At 52.5% G+C, this 23,500-nt stretch carries 10 protein-coding genes; 9 read left to right on the top strand and 1 reads right to left on the bottom strand.

Annotated elements, in window-relative coordinates; translation table 11 throughout:
- Positions 1-307: 307 nt before the first annotated feature.
- The 9 genes from Q1Y74_RS01375 (at position 308) to Q1Y74_RS01335 (ending at position 18,896) form a co-directional block, all read left to right on the top strand.
- Positions 308-2,266, top strand: a complete 1,959-nt coding sequence (locus Q1Y74_RS01375; protein ID WP_300811906.1) for a cellulase family glycosylhydrolase — start codon at positions 308-310, stop codon at positions 2,264-2,266.
- A 28-nt stretch (positions 2,267-2,294) separates the two neighbouring features.
- Entirely contained in the window at positions 2,295-3,410 is a 1,116-nt protein-coding gene (locus Q1Y74_RS01370) for an endo-1,4-beta-xylanase (RefSeq protein ID WP_300811905.1), read from the top strand.
- A gap of 395 nt (positions 3,411-3,805) precedes the next feature.
- Positions 3,806-6,208, top strand: a complete 2,403-nt coding sequence (locus Q1Y74_RS01365; RefSeq protein ID WP_300811904.1) for a beta-L-arabinofuranosidase domain-containing protein — start codon at positions 3,806-3,808, stop codon at positions 6,206-6,208.
- Between the two features lie 597 nt (positions 6,209-6,805).
- Positions 6,806-8,935 (top strand): glycoside hydrolase 43 family protein, encoded by a 2,130-nt coding sequence (locus Q1Y74_RS01360; protein WP_300811903.1) that lies wholly within the window; start codon positions 6,806-6,808, stop codon positions 8,933-8,935.
- A gap of 106 nt (positions 8,936-9,041) precedes the next feature.
- Positions 9,042-10,421, top strand: a complete 1,380-nt coding sequence (locus Q1Y74_RS01355) for a glycoside hydrolase family 43 protein (RefSeq protein WP_300811902.1) — start codon at positions 9,042-9,044, stop codon at positions 10,419-10,421.
- Positions 10,422-10,542: 121 nt separating this feature from the next.
- Positions 10,543-12,489 carry a glycoside hydrolase family 97 protein gene (locus Q1Y74_RS01350; protein WP_300811901.1) on the top strand — a complete coding sequence of 649 codons (1,947 nt, stop codon included), beginning with the start codon at positions 10,543-10,545 and terminating at the stop codon, positions 12,487-12,489.
- A 144-nt stretch (positions 12,490-12,633) separates the two neighbouring features.
- On the top strand, positions 12,634-13,512 hold the full coding sequence (locus Q1Y74_RS01345; RefSeq protein ID WP_300811900.1) for an alpha/beta hydrolase-fold protein: 879 nt from the start codon (positions 12,634-12,636) through the stop codon (positions 13,510-13,512).
- A gap of 64 nt (positions 13,513-13,576) precedes the next feature.
- Complete coding sequence (locus Q1Y74_RS01340) at positions 13,577-16,831, top strand: glycoside hydrolase N-terminal domain-containing protein (RefSeq protein WP_300811899.1); 3,255 nt, start codon at positions 13,577-13,579, stop codon at positions 16,829-16,831.
- Between the two features lie 220 nt (positions 16,832-17,051).
- Positions 17,052-18,896 (top strand): sialate O-acetylesterase, encoded by a 1,845-nt coding sequence (locus Q1Y74_RS01335; RefSeq protein ID WP_300811963.1) that lies wholly within the window; start codon positions 17,052-17,054, stop codon positions 18,894-18,896.
- Between the two features lie 178 nt (positions 18,897-19,074).
- On the opposite strand, the gene Q1Y74_RS01330 is transcribed toward Q1Y74_RS01335, so the two are convergent.
- On the bottom strand, positions 19,075-23,190 hold the full coding sequence (locus tag Q1Y74_RS01330) for a two-component regulator propeller domain-containing protein (RefSeq protein WP_300811898.1): 4,116 nt from the start codon (positions 23,188-23,190) through the stop codon (positions 19,075-19,077).
- Between the last annotated feature and the right edge of the window lie 310 nt (positions 23,191-23,500).

Raw genomic sequence — 23,500 nt, 5'->3', positions numbered from 1 at the left:
AGACTTAGGGTTAGCTTAAATAGATGAGAGAAAGCCGTTTCATACGGCTTTGAATTAGGAGTCGCCCCCGTTGCAATTGGTTTTGTAGCGGGGGCGTTTTTTTGTTTGCCATTTTGTTTTCTATACAATATCTGTGTTTAATGATGCTCAATTTGAGTTTCAACGTTTTACTGAACGATGATTGTTGGATTTTCTATGCTGAAAATAAGGGGAAACAGCATTTTGTAACACAGACAAAGGTTTCTGTAACATAAATATGCTGTATGTATAGCATGGGAGCACTACTTTTGCTTCAAACTATTAAACCATGAGAAACGTATACAAATTACTTTTGTTTTTGATGTTTTGTGGGGTCTGGGCTTGTTCTGATGACCAGATGCCTGCTGAAGAGGGTACACCGGATACTCCGGAAGTGCCTGGTGAACCGGATACGCCCGTTGAGAATATTCTGCCTGTTTTGCGTGTGGAAGGGCGTTATCTGAAGAATGAACAGGGAGAGATTGTCAATCTTCATGGCTTTACCCAGACATATAGTCCGTTTTTTAACAACAACGCTTGGGACAATTATGACGTACAGGCCTGTTTGGACTATAACCAGTCGATGGTGGATGGCATTCTGGATGCGGGCTGGCGGTTTAACTTTGTCCGTATGCACTTGGATCCCTATTGGAGTGATGATACAGCGTTGCCTTATGTCCGGTACGAAGGACATGAGCGCTTTTCGGAACTTCGCTTCCGTAAATATCTGGATGAGCTTTTTGTGCCGATGGCCGAATATTTCATTTCGAAAGGGATGTATGTGGTGATGCGTCCGCCCGGTGTGTGTCCTAATGGAGATGGATATCAGGGTATCGAGTTGGGTGACACTTACCAGGAATTTCTGTTGAAGGTGTGGGACATCGTGTCTCAGCACAGTAAAATAAAAAACAATTCGGGCATTATGTTTGAATTGGCCAATGAGCCTGTCAATATCAAGGGAACTGACGGTAATTGGGGAAGTACCGGCGATGCCTGTTTTGCTAATATGAAATTGTATTTCCAGGCTATTGTGGATAAGATACGTGGAAATGGCAGCCAAAATATCATTTGGGTGCCAGGGTTGGCTTATCAGTCTTCCTATGCCGGTTATGCCACTCATCGCATTGAAGGCGAGAATATCGGTTTCGCCGTGCATTGCTATCCTGGCTGGTACGGAAGTGATGCCGAAGAAGATAGCGGCGAGGGCATAGGAACCATGTCGGGCGGCGGTTACGAGGCTTTCCAGCGTGGATGGGATGCACAGGTGGGTCCTGTTGCGGCTTTCGCTCCCATCATGGTGACCGAGATTGACTGGGCTCCCAAGAAATATACCGATATGACTTGGGGCAAGAGCATTACCGGTGTGGCCGGTGGCGCTGGCTTTGGTGCCAACTTCAAGTATATAGCCGATAATTCGGGCAATGTGTCGTGGCTGTTTTTCACAACCCGTTCCGATTTGTTGGCCGCATTTCAGGATGTGCCGGGCGAACCGGGTAACTATACTTTCTTGAACGATCCGGAGGCTTGTCCTTGGGCTATGTACCATTGGTTTAAAGAATATGCCGAGGGAGTCGTCATCAATGGTGAACTCGAACGGTTGGAACTGATGGATTTGGCTGGAGATTTAAGTATGCAGATGGGCGACGTGAATTATCTCAAAGTGAAGGCCGGATTCTCAGATGGTTCTGAGCGGATGGTGACGGCCGATGCTGTCATTGCCAGTTCGGACGAAAGTGTAGTGAAGGTGGAACAGACTGGAAAACTGGTGGCCGTGTCAGAAGGCGAAGCGGTTGTCACTGTGGCTTACACGTCGCCTTCCGGTGGCAGTAAAGAACTCACTCTGAATGTTACGGTACTCTCTCCCTTCACATTGACTGCGGATGCATTTAATCCTTCCATTTGGGAAGAAGGTACTTTCGATGAAGAAACGCGCACGCTGGTGACAGGAATGTATGGCTTTGGAGGTTGGGAGTATGCCAACGGTCTGGATTTGTCTGCTTTCCAGACGCTGACCGTAGAGTTGGGCAATGATAATGAATGCGGCGTTTCTTTCCGCCTGTTCGACAAGACCAGCTATTGGACAGAACCTGCCATATATGATTTCGGCTCTTCCCGAAAGGTCGTAGTGAATTTACACCAGATGAAAGATGCCAATGGAGAGAGCATCAGTCCCGAGCATCTGTACATTATCGGCTTCTGGTCTACTGGTGGGAAACCTATTGTGATTAAACAAATTACTTTACAATAACAAATAACAACATCGTTTATTTTAAGCCATGAAAAGCAAAACATTGTTATGGGCGTTGCTGGCGGGAAGTGTCATGAGCGCTTGTGCTACCAAACCGGTGGCTAAAGAGGAGCCGACTTTGAAGTCGGTATTGGGTGATAAATTCTTAATTGGAGTTGCTGTCAATGTGTGGCAATCTTCAGAGCGCGATACGAATGCTGTCAAGATAGTGAAGAAGCATTTCAACTCTGTTGTTGCGGAAAACTGTATGAAGTGTCAGACCATTCATCCGGAGGAGAACCGTTACGATTTCAAGCAAGCCGATGAATTTGTAAACTTTGGTGAGAAGAATGGCATGGCTGTGATGGGTCACTGCCTGATATGGCATTCGCAGCTGGCTCCTTGGTTTTGTGTGGATAAGGATGGAAAGGATGTTTCTCCCGAAGTGTTGAAGCAGCGGATGAAAGACCACATTACGACCATTGTCAGCCGTTACAAGGGACGTGTGAAAGGTTGGGATGTGGTGAACGAGGCCATCATGGAAGACGGCTCCTACCGTAAGAGCAAGTTCTATCAGATTCTGGGCGAAGAGTTCATCCCGTTGGCATTCCAGTACGCACACGAAGCAGACCCGGATGCCGAGTTGTACTACAACGACTACAACATGCACGCTGAAGGCAAGCGGAACGCTGTTGTGAAACTGGTGAACGACATGAAGGCCAAGGGCCTGCGCGTGGATGCCATCGGCATGCAGGGACATGTCGGCCTGAACTATCCCGACCTGGCAGAGTTTGAAAAGAGCATTGTGGCATTTGCAGGTACAGGTGCCAAGGTGATGATTACCGAATGGGACATGAGCGCCCTGCCGGAAGTGAACCGTACTGCCAACATTGCCGATACGGTTGCTTTCCGCAAAGCCCTGAATCCTTATCCCGATGCTTTGCCCGACAGCGTTTCGCAGCGTTGGAATGCCCGCATGGCCGATTTTATGAACCTCTTCATTAAACATTCCGATGTCATCAGCCGTGTGACTGCATGGGGCGTGAGTGACGGCGATTCCTGGAAGAACGGCTTCCCGGTGAGAGGACGCAAGGATTATCCTCTGCTCTTCGACCGCGAATACCAGCCGAAGCCTTTTGTCGTTGATTTGTTGAAAGAAAACTGATTCTAAGAGATACCGGATTCTTTTTTTCTCTTGTAGGATTCGGTAGTTTGTGCATTTTATAATAATTGAGTCCTGCATGTTCTGTGAAGAACGTGCAGGATGCACAAATAGCTATCCCTATTTCCCGGTCGTTGAACCGATCAGTCTGATGAAAATCCGATGTGTCCTGTTTCCTGTTTTAGTCTGTTTCCGATGATGGGGGCTGGGACTGTCGGACTGTTTCTTGTTTCGGCGTTTTTGTTGTTGGGGCGGGTTCCGGTGTGGTATGGCGTTTCCTCCATGCGGTCTACAGGCTTGTTCCCTGCCTTGTTTTAGTGTGGAGAGGGCAGCACGGAGGCTTATGGGTATAGGGGCAAGAAATATGATTAAGGAATAAACCAATAGTTGAAATACTGATGAACAGAAAAACATTATTAGCGGCAGCCTTTTGTGCGGCGCTCTTTGCTGGAGGCGCTTCGGCACAGGACCGGCTGTACACCAACACTTTTCCTTTGGGACAGGTGAAACTGCTGGACGGCCCTTTCAAGCGGGCGTGTGATTTGAATGTGAATGTATTGCTGCAATACGACGTAGACCGTTTGCTGGCGCCTTTCTTGAAGGAAGCCGGGCTGACTCCCAAAGGCGAAAGCTTTTCAAACTGGGCCGACCTGGACGGACATGTGGGCGGACATTATCTTTCGGCACTGGCCATCCACTACGCGGCTACGGGAAACGAGGAGTGCAAGCGGCGCATGGACTACATGATTGCGGAACTGAAACGCTGCCAACAGAAGCATGGCAACGGATACGTAGGTGGTGTGCCCAACGGCATGACCGCCTGGAACGAAATCAAGAAGGGGAACGTAGGCATTGTCTGGAAGTACTGGGTGCCCTGGTATAACATGCACAAGACATACGCCGGCCTTCGCGACGCCTGGTCGTACGGCGGCAGCGAAGAGGCCCGCCAGATGTTCCTCGACCTGTGCGACTGGGGACTGACCATCATTGCACCGCTCTCCGACCAGCAAATGGAAGAAATGCTGGGCAACGAGTTCGGCGGCATGGACGAAGTTTATGCCGATGCCTACCAGATGACGGGCGACCTGAAGTATCTGGATGCCGCCAAGCGGTTCTCGCACCACTGGCTGCTGGACAGCATGGCGGCCGGTGTGGACAACCTGGACAACAAGCACGCCAATACGCAGGTGCCCAAGGTGGTGGGCTACCAGCGCATTGCCGAACTCAGCAGACTGGCCGGACAGGAGGCTGATGCCAAGACCTATCAGACCGCTGCGGAATTCTTCTGGACGACGGTGGTTAACAACCGCTCTCTGGCCATCGGCGGAAACAGCCGCCGCGAGCATTTTGCCGCCGCCGCCGACTGCAAGAGCTACGTGGAAGACCGCGAGGGACCTGAATCCTGCAATACCAACAACATGCTGAAACTGACCGAAGGACTCTTCCGCATGACGCCCGAAGCCCGCTATGCCGACTTCTACGAGCGTGCCATGTTCAACCATATCCTCTCCACCCAACACCCCGAACACGGAGGCTACGTCTACTTCACCTCCGCCCGTCCGGCCCATTACCGTGTCTACTCCGCGCCCAACAGCGCCATGTGGTGCTGCGTGGGTACCGGCATGGAGAACCACGGCAAGTACGGCGAGTTCATCTACAGTTACGACGGAGACAACCTCTACATCAACTTGTTTGTGGCTTCCGAGCTGCAATGGAAGGAGAAGGGACTGACCCTGACGCAGGAAACCTCCTTTCCCGATGCCGAGACCGTCCGCCTGACCGTCCACGTGAAGAAACCCGTGAAAGCCCGCCTGCTGATACGCCATCCCTGGTGGAGCGAAACAGGAAAGATGAAAGTGGAGTGCAAGGGCACCGACTATGCTGCCGGCACGCAGCCTTCCAGCTACGTGGCTGTGGAGCGCAAGTGGAAGGACGGCGACGTCATTGACATCACCCTCCCCATGAAGGTGACGGTGGAGGAACTGCCCAATGTGCCCAACTACATTGCCATCATGCGCGGTCCCATTTTGCTGGGAGCCAACATGGGTACCGACCATCTGGACGGACTGATTGCCGACGACGGACGCTGGGCACACATTGCCCACGGTCCGCTGGTGTCCATCTTCGATACGCCGTTCATCATCGGCGACCGTCAGACCATACAGGCCAAGCTGGAGGCCATGCAGCCCGTAGAGGGCAAACCGCTCTGCTATACGGTGCCGGGACTCTTTACCGAACGCTACAAGGACTTGCAGCTGGAGCCTTTCTTCCGCCTGCACGACTGCCGCTACATGATGTACTGGCTCTCCATGACCGACCAGGAGTATGCCGACTACCAGCAGGCTGCCCGTGAGGCCGAAGAACGCAAGCTGGATTTGGACCGCCGCACGGTAGACGCTGTGGCCACGGCCGAGCAGCAGCCCGAGGTAGACCATCAGCTGAAGTACGAAAAGTCGAATACCGGAGTCTTCGAAGGCGAGCCCTGGCGCGATGCCCGCGACGGCGGATATTTCCAGTACAACATGCTGACCGGAGGCGAGAAGCAGCTCACCCTGATGGTGCGCTATTGGGGCAACGAGACGGCCGACCGCACTTTCGACATCCTGATAGACGGCCGCCAGCTGGCCGAGGAGAACCTGGTAGGCAAGTGGAACAAGCAGGAACTGGTGAATGTAGAGTATCCCATTCCGGCCGATATGCTGGAAGGCAAGCAGTCTGTCACCGTCACCTTCCGCAGCCGGCCGGGTACGGTTGCCGGTGGCGTCTTCTACATCCGCCTGGTAAAGCCCGCCGCGAAGTAACAGACCGCTGGCTGTGGACAACGGGCTGCAAGCTGCCAAGACCGGTGCCTCTCCCTGAGGGGGGCAGGCACCGCCTGCAGCCTGCAGCCCGTTTCTTTTTCCGGTCGCCTGCCTGTGTGTGCAATCGGGGGGAAAGCCCTGTCGCGAAGCAGACGGACCCACCGTTGATGGAGACCTGCCCGAGGGGGCAGCTTGAGCCGTCATCCTCTCCTGGACCGTCTGAGTCAGGCCGGGGGCCGCAGTGGCATTTCCTGTACTCCTTGCTCCACTTTCTGCTATTCTGGAAAAGTCGTATAAAGCGCCCTCGCCTGTGCGGCATGACCCTCGTACGGAAGATGCTTGCATGGCTTCTGAAGGATGCTTGCATGGTCCGTCGGCAATGCAAGCACGGTCTGCGGACCATGCAAGCACGGTGCAAACACCATGCAAGCATCCGCCAAACGAAATGCGGATGCCTCGGATACAGGGGGCTGGAGGCCCCAGTATCACCTGTTTATAGGGTGGTGTAACGTCAGCAAATATATTTGTAACATACTTTTTGGGCAGATTGGCAGAAGATGTTTTCCTTTGTAGGAGTTTATGTAAATTGGGAAATATATGAGAACACTCCTGTCCGCCTTTCTTTTTCTTCTGAGCTGTGCGGCCTTGCTTGCACAGAGTGCCGCAACCCCGTCCGCCGCTTCCTGGACGGCCGACAACGGCAACGGCACCTACACCAATCCGCTGTTTTACGACGAGTTTTCCGACCCGGACATGATTCGTGTGGGCGAGGACTTCTACCTGGCGGGGACAACCATGCACGCCATGCCGGGACTGGTGGTGCTCCACTCCAAGGACCTGGTGAACTGGCGCTTCCTCAGCTACTGTTTCGACAAGCTGGACATGGGCGACGAGTTCCGCCTGGAAAACGGACAGGAGGCCTACGGACAGGGCATCTGGGCCCCCTGCATCCGCTATCACGAGGGCAAGTTCTACATTTTCTCAAACATCAACGGCCACGGCATGCAGGTCTTCATAGCCGAAAATCCGGCCGGGCCGTGGAAGCACATCAATATGGGGGGCAACATCTACGACCTCTCCGTGCTGTTTGACGACAACGGCAAGATTTATGCCGTCTACAAGTACGACGAGGTTCATCTGATAGAAATCAAGCCCGACTTCAGCGGCTATGTCGAGGGCAGCGAACGCCTCATCATCCCCGCCGGCAACGCCATGGGCGAGGGGCATCACTTCTATAAAATCAATGGTAAGTATTACATCATCAGCGCCAACTATTCGCCCGTGGGCCGCATGCAGTGCGCGCGTGCCGACCGTCCCGAAGGCCCTTACGAGACGGTGACCATCAGTGCCAAGGAAACCTTCGGCACCATGCGCTCCCACTCGGTGAACAATGTGGGTCTGGGCCGGCCGGTGCCCGAAGACGGGTTCCGGTTCGACATCTCCCATCCCGAAGGAAACTACCTGGCTGCCGTCCCCCTGCACCAGGGCGGCATCGTAGACCTGCCCAACGGCGAGTGGTGGGGCTTTTCCATGACCGACTTCCGCTCGGTGGGCCGCACCACCTGCCTGTCGCCCGTCACGTGGGTGGACGGATGGCCCTACTTCGGCCTGCCCGGCAACCTGGGACGCTCGCCCCGCACGTGGGTGAAGCCCAATGTGGCTGCCAAGGTGGAGCCTCACGCGCCCTATCAGCGCAGCGACGGCTTCGACGGCAAGGAACTGCTGCCCGTGTGGCAGTGGAACCACGAACCCGTGGCCGGCAAGTGGGCGCTGGCCAAGGGCAGGCTGCGCTTGCATACGTTGCCCGCCAAGGACTTCCTCTGGGCCCGGAATACGTTGACCCAGCGGGGCATCGGGCCGGTGTCCGTGGCTACGGTGGAGCTGGACTGCTCCCGCCTGAAGGACGGTGACGCCGCCGGCCTGGGCCTGCTGAACATGCCGTATGCCTGGCTGGGCATGGTCTGCGACGGCAAGAATCTGGCTCTGCGCTTCCGCATGCAGGAAGGGGACAAGACCGAGGACGTCTCCCTGGAGGGCGGCGCATGGTCCGGCAAGGCGAAGAAAGTCTATCTGCGCATCCGTGGCGACTTTGACGCCGACTCTGCCCGTTTCAGCTACAGCCTGGACGGCAAGGAGTTTACCGAAATAGGCGGTGACGTCCTGATGCCCTATCAGCTGAAGACTTTCCAGGGTACACGCTATGCGCTGTTTGCCTACAATACGAAAGGGAAGAAAGGCGGCTATGCCGAGTTTGACAACTTCAGCGTGGAAGAGCCTATGGCCGACCGTTCGGGCAACCTCCCGTTGGGGAAGGTCATCACGCTGACCAATCTGGGCAACGGAAACCGCGCCTGGGCCAATCCGCACGGCATGTTGCATGCCGCCGGAAAGGGTAGCCGCGACTATGATGGCGATGGTTGCCGCTTCCGCGTTCACGACCGCGGTCAGGGACGGGTGGCGCTGGAAGCCCTGAACGGCACCGGCTTCGTGACGGTGGTGGGCGCCGGGCTTTCGGCCGATGTCCGCCTGACCAGAAACGAAACGGAAGGCAGTCTCTTCCAGTGGCAGGACATGCTCTACGGCCAGTGTATGCTGCTCTCGCTGAAAACCCAGCGCTACGTGGGAGCTGCCCCCGACACGGGCGAACCTTATTCGGCCGACTGGCCGGGCACCGTGCCCGACCGCAAGGACGGCACCGTGTTCCGTTGGGAAGTGGCCGTCCCCTAATGCGTTCCGGTGTGCCGGTGGATGGGGCTTCTTCGGAGTCATCGTCATTGCCCTGTCTGTCATTTGCATCAAAACTTAGTTGAAAATTGAAATAAACTTGAAAACCATGAAACATCCACTTACTCTGGCAGCTTGCCTGCTGACCTCTGCGCTGAGTTTCAACCTGAATGCGCAGAACCCCATTGTACAAACCTGGTTTACGACCGACCCGGCTCCCATGGAGCACGACGGTACGCTTTACGTCTATACCGGCCACGACGAGGACAAGGCCGACTTCTTCTGGATGCAGGAGTGGCGCGTCTATTCTACCCGCGACATGGTGAACTGGACCGACCACGGCTCTCCGCTCGCTATCGAGTCGTTTGAGTGGGCCGACGACCGCGCCTGGGCCGCACAGTGCATCGAGCGCAACGGCAAGTTCTATTGGTACGTCTGCCTGCATTCCAAACTGTCCAACGCCATGGCCATCGGTGTGGCAGTGGGCGATTCGCCGCTCGGCCCGTTCAAGGATGCCATCGGCAAACCCCTCTGCGACGGCAGCTGGGACTACATCGACCCCACGGTGTTCATTGATGACGACGGGCAAGCCTATCTCTACTGGGGCAACCCCAACATCTATTATGCCAAGCTGAACGATGACATGATTTCGCTGAAGGGCGAAGTGGGCAAGCTGGAACAGACCGAGGAGAGCTTCGGCGCTCCCAACCCCGAAAAACGTGTGAAGGGCACGAAGTACAAGGACGTGTACACAGAAGGTCCGTGGTTCTACAAGCGCGGCGGCAAGTATTACCTGCTCTACGCGGCAGGCGGAGTGCCCGAACACATTGCCTACTCCATGAGCGACGGCCCGCTCGGCCCCTGGAAGTACATGGGCGAGATTATGCCCCTGCAGGACACCGGTTCGTTCACCAATCACTGCGGTGTGATTGACTACAAGGGCAATTCCTACTTCTTCTATCATACGGGCAAGCTGCCGGGCGGCGGCGGTTTCGGCCGCAGCGTGGCGGTAGAGCAGTTCGCCTACAATCCGGACGGAACGTTTCCCGTCATCAATGCCACGAAGGAGGGCGTGAAGCCGATTGGCACTTTGAATCCTTACCGGCGGGTGGAAGCCGAGACCATCGCCTTCTGCGAGGGGCTGAAGTCGGAGCCGAACGCCAAAACCGGCATCTATATCTCTGACGCCCACGACGGAGACTACATCAAGGTGCGCGAAGTGGACTTCGGACAGCAGTCTCCCGCAGGATTCGGCGCCACGGTGGCCAGTGCCCTGCGCGGTGGCACGTTGGAGGTGCATACGGACAGCATTGGCGGTCCGTTGGTGGCCGAGCTGAAAGTGCCCCATACCGGAGGTTGGGAAGAATGGAAGACGTTGGAAACCAAAGTGACAGCCCCCGTTACGGGTATTCACGATGTTTTCTTCGTTTTCAAAGGCCGGAAGGGCTGCCAGTTGTTCAACTTCGATTGGTGGGAGTTCAAGAAATAACAGACAGTATTTCACCTGACATAATGGGGTGGGGCGGGCTTGCTTGAACCCTTGATTCCTGCTATCTTTGTGGGTAAGTTCTGAAAAGCCTGCTGACACATCTAAAATTTATGATACAATCATGAGAAAATTACTATTTTTATTCGCAGTTTTGGGTGCCTTCCTGAAGGTCGGCGCCGAGGAACAACCCTTGAAAAGTCCTGATGGACGTCTGGCCGTTTCGGTATCGGCCGAAAACGGTATTCCCACTTATTCGGTAACTTATGACGGAGTGGTCTTTCTGGAGCCCTCGGCGTTGGGTCTGAAAACCAACATCGGCGACTTTACCCGCCAGATGGTGTTGGAGGAACGTTCTTCTGTTTCGCCCATTGATGAGTCCTATCAGCTGGCCACTGTGAAGGAAAGCCACATTCGCTATCAGGCCAATGCGCAGACTTTTACCTTTTTCCAGAACGGAAAGAAAATCTATGACGTAGTGTTTCAGGTGAGCGACAATGACATCGCTTTCAAGTACCGGATGTATCCGCAGGGGGCTACCCTCTGTTGCGTGGTGGAAGAGGAAGCTACGGGCTTTGTACTGCCCCAGGGCAGCACTTCTTTCCTCTGTCCGCAGGTGGAGCCGATGGGCGGCTTTGCACGCACTTATCCCAGCTATGAGACCCCGTATACGGTAGACGAACCCGTAGGCAAGAACGGCTGGGGACAGGGATACACGTTCCCCTGTCTGTTCCGCAACGGCGACAAGGGTTGGGTCCTGATTTCCGAGACGGGCGTCAGCAGCGACTATTGCGCCAGCCGTCTGCTGGGCAAGGAAGGCGGGCACTACGCCATCGGCTATCCCGACCAGCGGGAATTTAACGGCAACGGTACGGCCGCTCCGGGCATCGCTCTGCCGGGCGAGACGCCGTGGCGTACCATTACGCTGGGAACCACGCTGGCTCCTATCGTGGAGACCACGGTGGCCTTCGACGTGGTGAAGCCGCTTTACGAACCTTCGCAGACCTATCAGTACGGTGCAGGTACCTGGAGCTGGATTATCGGCGGAGATGCCAGCATGAACTATGACGAGCAGAAACGTTACATTGACTTCAGCGCCGCCATGGGCTACCAGTCGGTATTGGTCGATGCCCTGTGGGATACACAGGTGGGGCGTGACAAGATTGCCGAACTGGCCCGTTACGCAGCCGGCAAGGGCGTGGCCCTTTATCTCTGGTACAACTCCAACGGCTATTGGAACGATGCTCCGCAGAGTCCGCGCGGCATCATGCACAACACCATCAGCCGCCGCAAGGAGATGAAGTGGATGAAGAGCATCGGCATCCGCGGCATCAAGGTGGATTTCATCGGCAGCGACAAGCAGCTGGGCATGAAGTTCTATGAAGACGTACTGGCCGACGCCAACGACTACGGACTGCTGGTCATCTTCCACGGCTGTACGCTGCCGCGTGGCTGGGAACGCATGTATCCCAACTTCGTCGCTTGCGAGGCGGTGCTGGCCAGTGAGAACATGAACTTCTCGCAGAAGAGTTGCGATGCCGAGGCTTTCAACGCTTGTCTGCATCCGTTCATCCGCAACACGGTGGGTAGCATGGACTTCGGTGGCAGTACGCTGAACCATTACTATAACCTGAAGAACGAACCGCGGGGCAGCCACCGTGTCACTTCCGATGTGTTTGCCTTGGCTACGGCTGTCCTGTTCCAGAGCCCCGTGCAGCACTTTGCCATGGCTCCCAACAACCTGACGGATGCTCCGCAGTGGGCTGTTGAGTTCATGAAGCAGGTGCCCACTACCTGGGACGAGGTGAAGTTCATCGACGGCTATCCGGGACGTTATGTCATCCTGGCCCGCCGTCACGCCGACAAATGGTACGTGGCTGCTGTCAATGCCCAAGCCGAGACGCTGAAGGTGAAGGTGAAGCTGCCCATGTTGGCCCCCGACAGGGAAGTCAGCTTATACAGCGATGACAAGAACCTGGAAGGTGGTGTGAAGACGGTTCGTATCAACAAGAAACAGGAAGTACAGTTGGTGATTCCCAACAATGGCGGAGCTGTGATAATGGAGAATTGAAAACATTGGAAGTTAAAAGCTGACAATTGGAAGTGGGAGGAGAACGGAGAACTTTCAGAAACGGAGTATGGAAGACACAGAACGTTAATCTCCTCTTCTTTTAGCCTTTGACTTTTAACTTTTAATTTTTAATTGATAAGACCTATGAAGAAATTATTGATTTTGTTTTTGGGAGTTTTCTGTGCGGCGTGTCAGCTTGCTGCACAGGGATTTCCGCAAAGTCGTGTCCTGACAGACACCATTGAGAGTAAGGTGCTGAATGCCAAACGCGCCTATACTATTTTTCTGCCGCAGAGTTTTGATGTGGACAAAAACCGGCAATATCCGATACTCTATCTGCTGCATGGCATGTGGGAGAACAATTCCGTGTGGACTTCGCGCGGACACGTGAAAGACGTGATGGACCGTCTGACGGCCAGCGGTGAGGCTTGCGAAATGATTATTGTCAGTCCCGATGCCGGCGGTGGCGACCCGAACGTTTACCAGAACGGTTACTTCGACATGCCCGGCTGGAAGTACGAGACTTTTTTCTATACCGAGTTCCTGCCCTTTATCGAGAAGAAATACCGCGTGATAGGCGACAAGCAGCATCGTGCCGTAGCCGGACTGTCAATGGGCGGCGGTGGCGCAACGTGCTACGGACAGCGTCACACGGACATGTTCTGTGCCGTTTACGCCATGAGTGCCCTGATGAGCATCCCCGAACAGGGAGCTGCCCGCTTTGACGACCCCAACGGCAAGCTGGCCATCCTGACACGTTCTGTCATCGAGAACAGTTGTGTGGACTATGTAGCCCAGGCCGACGAGGCCCGCAAGGCGCAGCTGCGTACAGTAGCCTGGTATGTGGACTGCGGCGACGATGATTTCCTGCTGGACCGTAATATCGAATTTTTCCAGGCCATGCGCCGTGCCGGCATTCCCTGCCAGTTCCGTGTGCGCGACGGTGGCCATGATTGGGAGTATTGGCACTCGGCGCTCTACCAGTGCCTGCCGTTTGTGACGAGAATGTTTAAACAGAATTGATAACTGAAAATGAGGAATGGAGAGTTAATGCTCCGTTCTTCATTTTCCTTTTATGAAGTATGCCATGAAAAAGAGTTTTTTATTGGCATGCCTGCTGCTGGTGGGCATTGCCATGTCTGCACAAGACAAAGACTTCCATATCTACCTCTGCTTGGGGCAGTCCAACATGGAAGGTAACGCGAAAATAGAACCGCAGGACACTTGCAATGTTGACAGCCGTTTCCTGATGATGGCGGCTGTTGATTGTCCTGAAAAGGGTAGGGTCAAGGGTCAATGGTACACAGCTGTTCCGCCGTTGGCGCGTTGCAATACCGGCCTGACACCTGCCGACTACTTTGGCCGTACGATGGTGGCCAATCTGCCTTCCCGCATCCGGGTCGGAGTCATCAATGTGGCTGTGGGCGGTTGTCGGATAGAACTGTTCGACAAGGAGAATTACAAGGAACACATCGCTTCCCAGCCAGACTGGTTGAAGAATACCGTCAAGGCTTACGATAACAATCCTTACGGCTGGTTGGTGGACCTGGCGCGTCAGGCACAGAAGCAGGGAGTCATCAAGGGTATCCTGCTGCATCAGGGAGAGTCGAACACGGGCGATAAGGAATGGCCGCAGAAGGTGAAAGGCGTGTATGAGAACCTGCTGGCAGACCTGAACCTGAAGGCCGAAGACGTTCCTCTGCTATCGGGCGAGGTGGTAAATGCCGATCAGAAAGGCGTATGTGCAAGCATGAATGAAATTATCAACACGCTTCCCCAGGTCATTCCCACGGCACACGTCATTCCTTCGTCTGGCTGTCCGGCCGGACAGGACAACTTGCATTTCACGGCCGAAGGCTACCGCATTTTGGGTGCAAGATATGCCGCCAAAATGTTGGAACTGTTGGGCTATGACATGTTGCGCGACGAGCAGGCCGTGCAGCGGATGAAGTTGTGGTACACCCACCCTGCACAAAGTTGGACGGAAGCTCTTCCGTTGGGAAACTCCCGTCTGGGTGCTATGGTGTATGGGGGTACCGGCCGTGAGGAACTGCAACTGAACGAAGAGACTTTTTGGGCAGGAGGCCCCTATAACAATAACAATCCCAACGGACTCAAGGCGTTGCCTCAAATCCGTGAACTTATCTTTCAGAACAAGTATCGTGAAGCCCAGAAACTGATAGACGAAAACTTCAATACTCCCCAGAATGGAATGCGCTACCTGACTTTGGGCAGTCTGTTCCTGAACTTCCCGGGGCATGAACAGCCGGTTAACTACTACCGCGACCTCAATCTGGAGAACGCCACCGCTACGGTGCGTTATGAAGTGGATGGCGTGACTTACAAGCGCACGGCTTTCTCTTCATTTGCGGACAATGTCATCATCCTGCACGTGGAGGCCGACCAAGAGAAGGCTTTGAACTTCTCGTTGGGCTATCAATGTCCGTTGGAATCGGATGTGGCGGTCAAGGGAAACAAGCTGGTGATGCGTTGCAAAGGGGTGGAACAGGAAGGTATTCCGGCGGCTCTGAATGCCGAATGCCAGATTCAGGTGAAGACCGACGGTAAACTGAAGAAGGAAGGAGAGCAACTGGCTGTACAGAATGCCACGGAGGCTACCTTGTATATTTCGGCAGCTACCAACTTCGTCAATTTCCGGGATGTGAGCGGCAATGCTTCCAAGCGGGCTGCGGATGCTTTGAAGAAAGCGGTCAAAGTGCCGTATGCCAATGCGTTGGCAACTCATGAGGCTGCTTATCAGGAGCAGTTTGGCCGTGTGTCTCTTTCGTTGCCGGCAACGGCTGCTTCGAAGGCCGAAACCGATGAACGTGTCCGCAACTTCAACAATAGTGACGACCAGAATCTGGTGGCATTGCTTTTCCAATATGGCCGCTATCTGCTGATTTCTTCTTCCCAGCCGGGTGGACAGCCGGCCAATCTGCAGGGCATCTGGAACCAGAGCATGAATGCACCCTGGGACAGCAAGTATACGGTCAATATCAATGCGGAAATGAATTATTGGCCGGCTGAGGTGACCAATCTGAGCGAAACCCACGAACCGCTCTTCCGTATGTTGACCGAACTGGCTGTGAGCGGGCAGGAAACAGCCAAGACACTCTATGGTGCCAAGGGCTGGGTGACGCATCACAATACCGACATCTGGCGGGCTTGCGGTCCGGTGGACGGTGCCTTTTACGGCATGTGGCCCAATGGCGGTGCCTGGTTGGCTCAGCACATCTGGCAGCATTATCTCTTCACAGGTGACCGTGATTTCCTGCAACAATACTATCCCGTGCTGAAGGGAACGGCCGATTTCTATCTCAGCCATCTGGTGAAGCATCCCAAGTTCGGCTGGCTGGTGACAGTACCTTCCATGTCGCCCGAGCACGGCTATTTTGGCACAGGAACCACCATTACGGCCGGTTGTACCATGGACAACCAGATTGCCTTCGATGCCTTGTACAATACCATGCTGGCCACCCGTGTGCTGAATCCCGGCACGGACGGCAAAGCCTATTCCGATTCGCTGGAACAGGCGCTCGTCAAGCTGCCCCCCATGCAGATAGGACGGTACAACCAGTTGCAGGAATGGCTGGTGGATGCTGACGACCCCAAAGACGAACATCGCCACATTTCCCACCTCTACGGCCTTTATCCCAGCAATCAGATAACCCCGTCGCAGACTCCGCTACTGTTCCAGGCTGCCCGCAATACGTTGTTGCAGCGTGGTGACATGGCTACGGGTTGGAGCATTGGCTGGAAGATTAATTTCTGGGCACGTATGCTCGATGGCAATCACGCATACAACATCATCCGCAACATGCTCCGCCTGCTGCCGGGTGATGACCGTGTGCGGGAATATCCCGATGGACGCACTTATCCGAACTTGTTCGATGCCCATCCGCCTTTCCAGATTGACGGTAACTTCGGCTATACAGCCGGTGTGGCCGAAATGTTGCTGCAAAGCCATGACGGAGCAGTGCACTTGCTGCCTGCCCTGCCTGAAGCCTGGGCAAAGGGAGAGGTGAAAGGCCTGGTGGCCCGTGGCGGTTTCGTGGTGGACATGAAGTGGGATGGTGCACAGTTGAATCACGCCAGCATCACTTCGCGTATTGGCGGCGTGCTGCGCATCCGTTCGTATGTGCCGCTGGAAGGTGAAGGCTTGAAGCCTGCCGAAGGACCCTGTCCTAACATGCTTTATGCTCCGGCTGTTTTGACGAGTGGACCGGTAGTTTCCAAAGAACTTCAATCTCCGCAGCAGCCTGTATTGTATCGTACGTATGAGTACGACATACAGACCGAAGCTGGAAAAGTTTATGAGGTAAGACGCGCAAATCAATAAGAGTAAAAGAAGGGTGTGCTTTCATTAGGCTACTTTCTTTTATACTGGGCTACAAGTTGCGGGCCATTGAAGAAAAGACAGTCTTCTGCTGTATCTCAGGGCCCTCAGTTTGTAGCCCATTTATAAATGTCATTTTGCGGATATCTATGGATGAATGATGGTTTTTAAAGTTGAGGAAGAAATGAAGAAAAATGTGTATTGTTGTTTGCGGTTGCTATTCATGTTTGGAATGATGATATTGCTGCTGGAACCTTTGGCAGCCAAGGTCCGTCTTCCCCGATTGATTAGTGACCGTATGGTATTGCAGCGTGATACGGAATTGAAAATTTGGGGCTGGTCCTCTCCGGACGAAAAGGTCACTGTGCGTTTTCGTGGCGCTTACTACGAGACGGAAGCCGGTCAGGACGGTAAATGGTCGGTGCTCTTGCCTGCGCAGAAGGCGGGTGGACCTTTTATAATGGAGGTCAATGAAATCGTGATAAGAGATATTTTGGTAGGAGATGTCTGGCTTTGTTCCGGGCAATCCAATCAAGAGACTCCTATCAGCCGGCTGACTGATATGTTTCCAGAGATTAATGTGTCAAACAATCACATGATCCGCCATTACAAGGTTCCGACACAAAATTCTGTGGAGGAAGTGAAGGATGAAATCGCAGGATCGGCCGGGTGGCATTCCGGCATAGCATCTGATGTGATGAACTGGACGGCTTTGGCTTATTTCTTTGCACAGGAGGCATACAATAAATATCAAGTCCCGGTAGGTATGCTGGTCTCCAGTCTGGGCGGTTCGGCCATAGAAAGCTGGATTAGTCAGGAACATTTGAAGTCGTTCCCGGATTTGTTGTTGGATAAGAATGCTTTGGACAGCATGGCCTTGGCAAAACGTGACAAAGGTGTCGGCCAATGGAACTTGAAGGATTGGGATGACTCCGACTGGCAAACGACGGTGGTTCCGGGGCAATGGAGAGAAAATAGCATCCGTGCCCGTGGGGTTGTCTGGTATCGAAAAGACTTTGTACTGCCGGATGCAATGGTGGGAAGACATGCCAAACTTTACATGGGAACTCTGATAGACAGCGATTCAGTCTTTGTAAACGGAACTTTTGTCGGTACGACTTCCTATACTTATCCGCCGCGAAAGTATCAGATACCGGCAGGAGTGCTGTGTAAGGGAAAGAATACGATTGCCGTAAAATTAACTTCCAATGGAGGTAACGGCGGTTTTGTGGCGGACAAGCCGTATAAGATTGTGGGTGACGCTGCGGAAGTAAACCTGACGGGTGAATGGAAATACAAAGTCGGTTTGGACTTGAACGATGTGCGGAAATATACCGAACGGCTGAAAAACCTGCGAAGTGCGGGATCGGGACTCTATAATGGCATGATTTATCCTCTTCGTGACTATCGGGTGAAAGGAGCAATCTGGTATCAGGGAGAGAGTAATGCCGGACAACCCCAGCGGTATGAATTTTATTTGAAGGCGCTTATTGAGAATTGGAGAGAGTTGTGGAACAAACCGGAGCTTCCGTTCTTGTTGGTGCAATTGCCTAATTTTATGGAGAAAAGCGCGAAGCCTTCTGACAGTGGTTGGGCGCGGATTCGTGAAGCCCAGTTCAAGGTGGCTAAAGAAGTACCGCATACAGCTTTGGCTGTGACGTATGATGTAGGTGAGTGGAATGACATCCATCCTTTGAACAAGAAAGCTGTGGCCCAACGGTTGTTCTTGGGAGCCAGAGATATTGTGTATGGCGAGAAAGTCGTAAGTTCGGGACCGCGGTATGAGAGTATGAAAATAGAAGGCAACCGGATTATTTTGACTTTTACGGAAAAAGGTGGCGGACTTGTCTGCAAAGGAAAGAAGTTGGCTCACTTTGCCATTGCCGGTGAAGACCGGAAGTTTGTATGGGCCGATGCTGTCATCAGAAACGGTAAAGTGGTTGTAAGCAGCAAGGAGGTTGCCCATCCGGTGGCCGTCAGATATGCTTGGAGTAATAATCCGGAGGATGCCAATCTGTGTAATAAAGAAGGGCTGTTGGCTTCTCCTTTCAGGACAGATGACTGGTAACCGGGATTGCGGGTGTTGACAATATCTTAAATTCAGGCACGGAACTTTCACAGATAATCCAATGGAGTACATTGGCATATTCATGAAAATTCCGTGCCTGATGATTAACCGTGAATCTGTCTGCGTTCTTTATCCTTTCTTACGTAAAGGTGTGAAGTGTGAGTTTCCCATCTTCTTTTCATTTCGGTCCGGCTCCTGTCGTCTTTTCAGACTCTGAATTCGAACCTAAATTTTGTTCCATGTATGCTGTAGGCGATATGCCGTACAAGTCCTTGAAAGCAGTTGAGAAGTAGGCTGTGTTGGCGAATCCTGTCAGTGAGGCTACTTCTGTAATGCTGTGGTGCTTGCCGGCTAACAAGGAGGCTGCTTGCTTCAGACGTACGTTCCGTATCAGGTCGCGGGTGGACTGGTTGGTCAGTTCTTTCAGCTTCCGATGGAGGTGTACCCGACTGATGCCCACTTCTGCTGCAATCATTTCCACATTCAGGTTGACGTTGCCTATGTTGTCGTTGATGACTTTCATCACCCGGTTCAGTAATCTTTCGTCCGGAGATTCGGCTTCCAGTTTCTGTACCCTTTCTTCCTGTTCCTGATTGCCGCTGTATGTGTTTTTCAGCATGTCGCGGCTCTTGATAAGGTTTATGGCCGTCTTGCGCAATATCTCGATGCTGAAAGGCTTGACGATGTAGGCGTCGGCTCCCATGTTGAGTCCTTCCAGATTGTCCTCTTCCCGGCTCTTGGCTGTTAGCAGGATGATGGGGATGTGGTTGATGGTGATGTTTTGCTTGACTTTCTGGCAGAGGGTGAGACCATCCATTTCCGGCATCATGATGTCACTGATAATCAAATCGGGCGCTTTTTGCAGAATGATGGCTAATGCTTCCTTGCCGTTGGCACATTCCTGGATATAGAAGTCTCTGCCCAGTTCGTGACTGATATAACGGCGTATTTCTTCATCGTCTTCCACAATCAGGATGCGTCGCCTGGTTTTGGCACGTATTTTTTCTTCCTCTTCTGCCATCGGTTGTTCTGGAATGACTGTGGCAATATGCACCGGAGCTTTCGTTTCGGTGGCCTTTTCCTCGATTTCGTCTGCAGTCAGATGTCCTTTGCCAAGTGGCAGGCGTATCGTGAAATGACATCCTGAACCCTGTAGATTGTTTGCGGCTTTTATGGTGCCATAGTGCAGTTTTACCAGCGAACGGCTTAGATGCAGTCCGATGCCTGTGCCTGTATTGATATTGTTCTGGCTGTTTCTTATTTGGTAAAAACGGTCAAAGATACGTTCCATTTCCTTTTCGTCAATGCCGATTCCATCATCTGCAATCACTATTTCTACATATTTGCGTAAGGCCTTTTCCGAGGCTTCCGGATTATTTCCTGTACTCAGGCTGATTTGGATATGTCCATTTTCCGGAGTGAATTTAAAGGCATTGGACAGAAGATTCATGATTACCTTGTCAAAGTTTTTAGGGTCTATCCATACCATCAGTTCTTTCATCTCCGGCTCAAATTTCAATTCGATGTGTTTGGTGTTGGCCTGGTATTCGAAGGTATAGCACAAATCGCGTATGAATGCCACCATGTCCATCTCCTGAAACTTCAGACGCATTTGTCCCTTGTCAATCTTGCGGATGTCCATAAGCTGGTTTACTAAATCCAAAATACGTTCGGCATTGCGGTAGATAGTGGCGTACGTATGCTGGCGTTCGCTGTTGGTATCTGTAGACATCAGTTTTTGTAGGGGACTGATGATGAGCGACATCGGGGTGCGTATCTCGTGAGAGATGTTGATAAAGAACTGAAGTTTGGCTTCGTTCATCTGTTCGGCATGGATGTGCTCAAGCATTTTTTGCCGTGCCCGGTAGCGTTGGCGGATTTGTTGCAGTATCAGTCCGATGATGATGCCGGCTATCAGGATGTATCCTATTTTTGCCCACCAGGAAGCATACCAAGGTGGTGAGATAAGAATTGTCAGTTCCTTGATTTCGGAGTAGGAGTTATAATCTTTGGCCCTTACGCGGAAGCGGTATGTTCCGGGAGCCAGGTCGCTGAAAGATACCCGGTTGACTCCTGGTTGCAGGTTAATCCAATTGTTGTTGTTGAAGGCATAGGAATAGGTGATACGTTCTGGGCTGCAGAACTCCATGGCTGAGAATTCAATGCTGAGCGAATTGTCCTTATAAGAAAGGTGGAACTTACGTGCATTTTGCACAGAGGTGGTAACAATCTCTTTTCCGCCAGACTTCATCCCCAGACGTACTTGTTTGCCATGTATGTAAAAGCCGGCAATCCGAATTTCAGGGTTCTTGTTAAAGCTGAAGATTCGTTGGGGGTTGAAATAAGTCACTCCCCCTGTACCTCCGAAGATTATCTCTCCGTTGGCTTCGGCAAAGGCGGCTCCTTTACTGAATTCGTTGCCTTGCAGTCCGTCGCCTGCGTAGAAGTTGACGAAGGTTTGCGTCTGCTTGTTGAAGCGGGAGAGACCGAAGTTTGTACTGATCCACAAGTTGCCGTTGGCATCACCTTTGATGGCGGAGATGGAATTGTTGGGCAGCCCTTCTGTCATGGTATAGCTGCGTATGTCACCGGTGGTTGGATTCAGGCTTTTCAGGCCTTGTGTGGTTCCCACCCAGATTTCACCGTCTGCGTCTTCATAAAGTGCATAGACGACTTCTCCGGGCAGCAGGCGGTTGATGTTGTAAGTAGAAACAAAGTTCATGGTCGGAATGTCCAGGCATCCCAGTCCGTCGTATGTTCCGATGTATAGTTTCTCATTGCGTGTACACAGTAGACAGTTAATCCAGCGGTTGTGGAGGATATTCCCTTGTGTCCGATATTCAAGTCCGCTTTTGGGAGTGGGCATACTGGTAATTTTTCCTGTTCGTATATCCATGAAGTAAAGTCCGGACCCCATGACACCTATCCACAGCCGTTTGTGCCGGTCTTCCGTTATGCTGTAAATGCTTTGTGCATTTTCGCTGTCCGAGGCGGGTAGCGGGATGTATTCACAACGGCCGTTCTGCGGGTCTAATTTGGCCAGTCCGTCACGGTAGGAACCAATCCACAAGTTGTGGTCTGTATCCTCATAGATGCTCATGATGGTAGAGGAAACGGTGTGTGCCACGTCTTTGCCTTGTGTGAAGTGTTTTTTAAGAGTCTTGTTGGGTGCGATGCCGTATAGTCCGTCGTTGTCTGTACCTACCCATAAGGTTCCGTCGTGTGTCTTATGTACAGACATGATACAGCTCGGACCTATTACGTTGTGGTTGGATGATTTGTATCCGATATATCCGAATCCATTGGTGACGGCCGGGATTATCATCACTCCTTTCTGGAACAGGCCTAACCAAGTGTTACCCTGCCGGTCTTTCAGAATGGAATGTACCTTGGCCTTGTCAAAGTTGAAGTTGTTGACGTTGATGTCGCCCTCTCCGATGTGTTGTGTGTCTATATGGAAGATTTTCATTCCATTCCCGTCTGTTCCTATATAGATTTCGTTTTTGGGGGTCGGCAACAAGGTCTTTATGGGCATGTCCGGCAGGGGCGGGTAGACAATCCGAATGAATTTGTCATGGGCATTGTCATATCTGTACAAACCGTTTTTCATGCTTCCTATGTAGATGTTGCCTTTGTTGTCTTCGCAGATGCACGAGGGCCAGATTACGTCGTCAGGGTAATTCTTGACCCGGTGGTCGGTATCTATGCGATAAATGCCTTTGTCTGTGGTAATAGCCCAAAGCGTACCGTCCGTATCTTCGTACAGCTGTGCAATGAGGAAACTCGGAAGAAGGTCCGGCAGTTGTCTGGCCAGGCAGGAATCTCCTTCCATGTGCAGGGAGAAGATGCCATGTCCGGACGTCCCGATGAGTATTTCTCCGCTTTTACGCTTGATGATGGAGGATACATTGGCACCCATGGTATTGCCGTTGCTCAGTATCATCGGTATGTTTGTAAAGATACCGGTGTCGCGGTCGTAGTTCTGCATTCCGCTCAATGTGCCGATGAGGAAGTGCTCCTGACCGTCTTCAAACAGAGTGCGTGTGTAGTTGTTCAATAAGGAGTGTTCTTCGCCGGGTACATGCTTGAATACGGTAAATTTGGCTCCGTCGTATCTGTTCAGTCCGTCTTCGGTTGCTATCCAGATGATTCCTTCATTATCCTGGTAGACACTGTTTATCATGCTGCTCGACAGCTCCTTGTCCACCGTCAGCAGTCTGCCTTCTTGTGCGTGGCACAAGTGGCTGGTCAGTAATAAAAGAAGAATATAGGATACAACAAATAGGATTCTCATAGTCTTTTGAATGATTATGGGGACAAATATAAATAAACTCGCCCGATTTTGGATGGATTTAGGAAGAATAATGTAAACTATTGGGCTTTCAGGGAGATACGTAGCATTATTCCGCATTCGTAAATGTGTGCCTTGAAGCCGTTTTTTGAATAGTTAAGCAGAAAAATTGCTACCTATCCGTTGCCCATTCCTGTTGTATGGAGTTGTTTGGAAATCCTTTCTGCTCCGACCGTAAAGAACGCAGTTTCATCATTTTGGCTTAGCGAAGGTACTTATTTTTTTTGAGATATGAAAAATATAGGTTCCGGAA

Origin of the sequence: uncultured Bacteroides sp., from assembly GCF_949298305.1 — a bacterium.
In the GTDB taxonomy this organism is placed as follows: domain Bacteria; phylum Bacteroidota; class Bacteroidia; order Bacteroidales; family Bacteroidaceae; genus Bacteroides.
Note: the sequence above shows the minus strand (reverse complement) of the source record. Positions and strands in the feature narration are given on the sequence as shown.

Bases quoted from the DNA above. Each gene is read 5' to 3' on its own strand.
- Q1Y74_RS01375 (WP_300811906.1), top strand. From the start codon at position 308: ATGAGAAACGTATACAAATTACTTTTGTTTTTGATGTTTTGTGGGGTC.
- Q1Y74_RS01360 (WP_300811903.1), top strand. From the start codon at position 6,806: ATGAGAACACTCCTGTCCGCCTTTCTTTTTCTTCTGAGCTGTGCGGCC.
- Q1Y74_RS01355 (WP_300811902.1), top strand. From the start codon at position 9,042: ATGAAACATCCACTTACTCTGGCAGCTTGCCTGCTGACCTCTGCGCTG.
- Q1Y74_RS01365 (WP_300811904.1), top strand. From the start codon at position 3,806: ATGAACAGAAAAACATTATTAGCGGCAGCCTTTTGTGCGGCGCTCTTT.
- Q1Y74_RS01330 (WP_300811898.1), bottom strand. From the start codon at position 23,190: ATGAGAATCCTATTTGTTGTATCCTATATTCTTCTTTTATTACTGACC.
- Q1Y74_RS01335 (WP_300811963.1), top strand. From the start codon at position 17,052: ATGTTTGGAATGATGATATTGCTGCTGGAACCTTTGGCAGCCAAGGTC.
- Q1Y74_RS01340 (WP_300811899.1), top strand. From the start codon at position 13,577: ATGAAAAAGAGTTTTTTATTGGCATGCCTGCTGCTGGTGGGCATTGCC.
- Q1Y74_RS01350 (WP_300811901.1), top strand. From the start codon at position 10,543: ATGAGAAAATTACTATTTTTATTCGCAGTTTTGGGTGCCTTCCTGAAG.
- Q1Y74_RS01345 (WP_300811900.1), top strand. From the start codon at position 12,634: ATGAAGAAATTATTGATTTTGTTTTTGGGAGTTTTCTGTGCGGCGTGT.
- Q1Y74_RS01370 (WP_300811905.1), top strand. From the start codon at position 2,295: ATGAAAAGCAAAACATTGTTATGGGCGTTGCTGGCGGGAAGTGTCATG.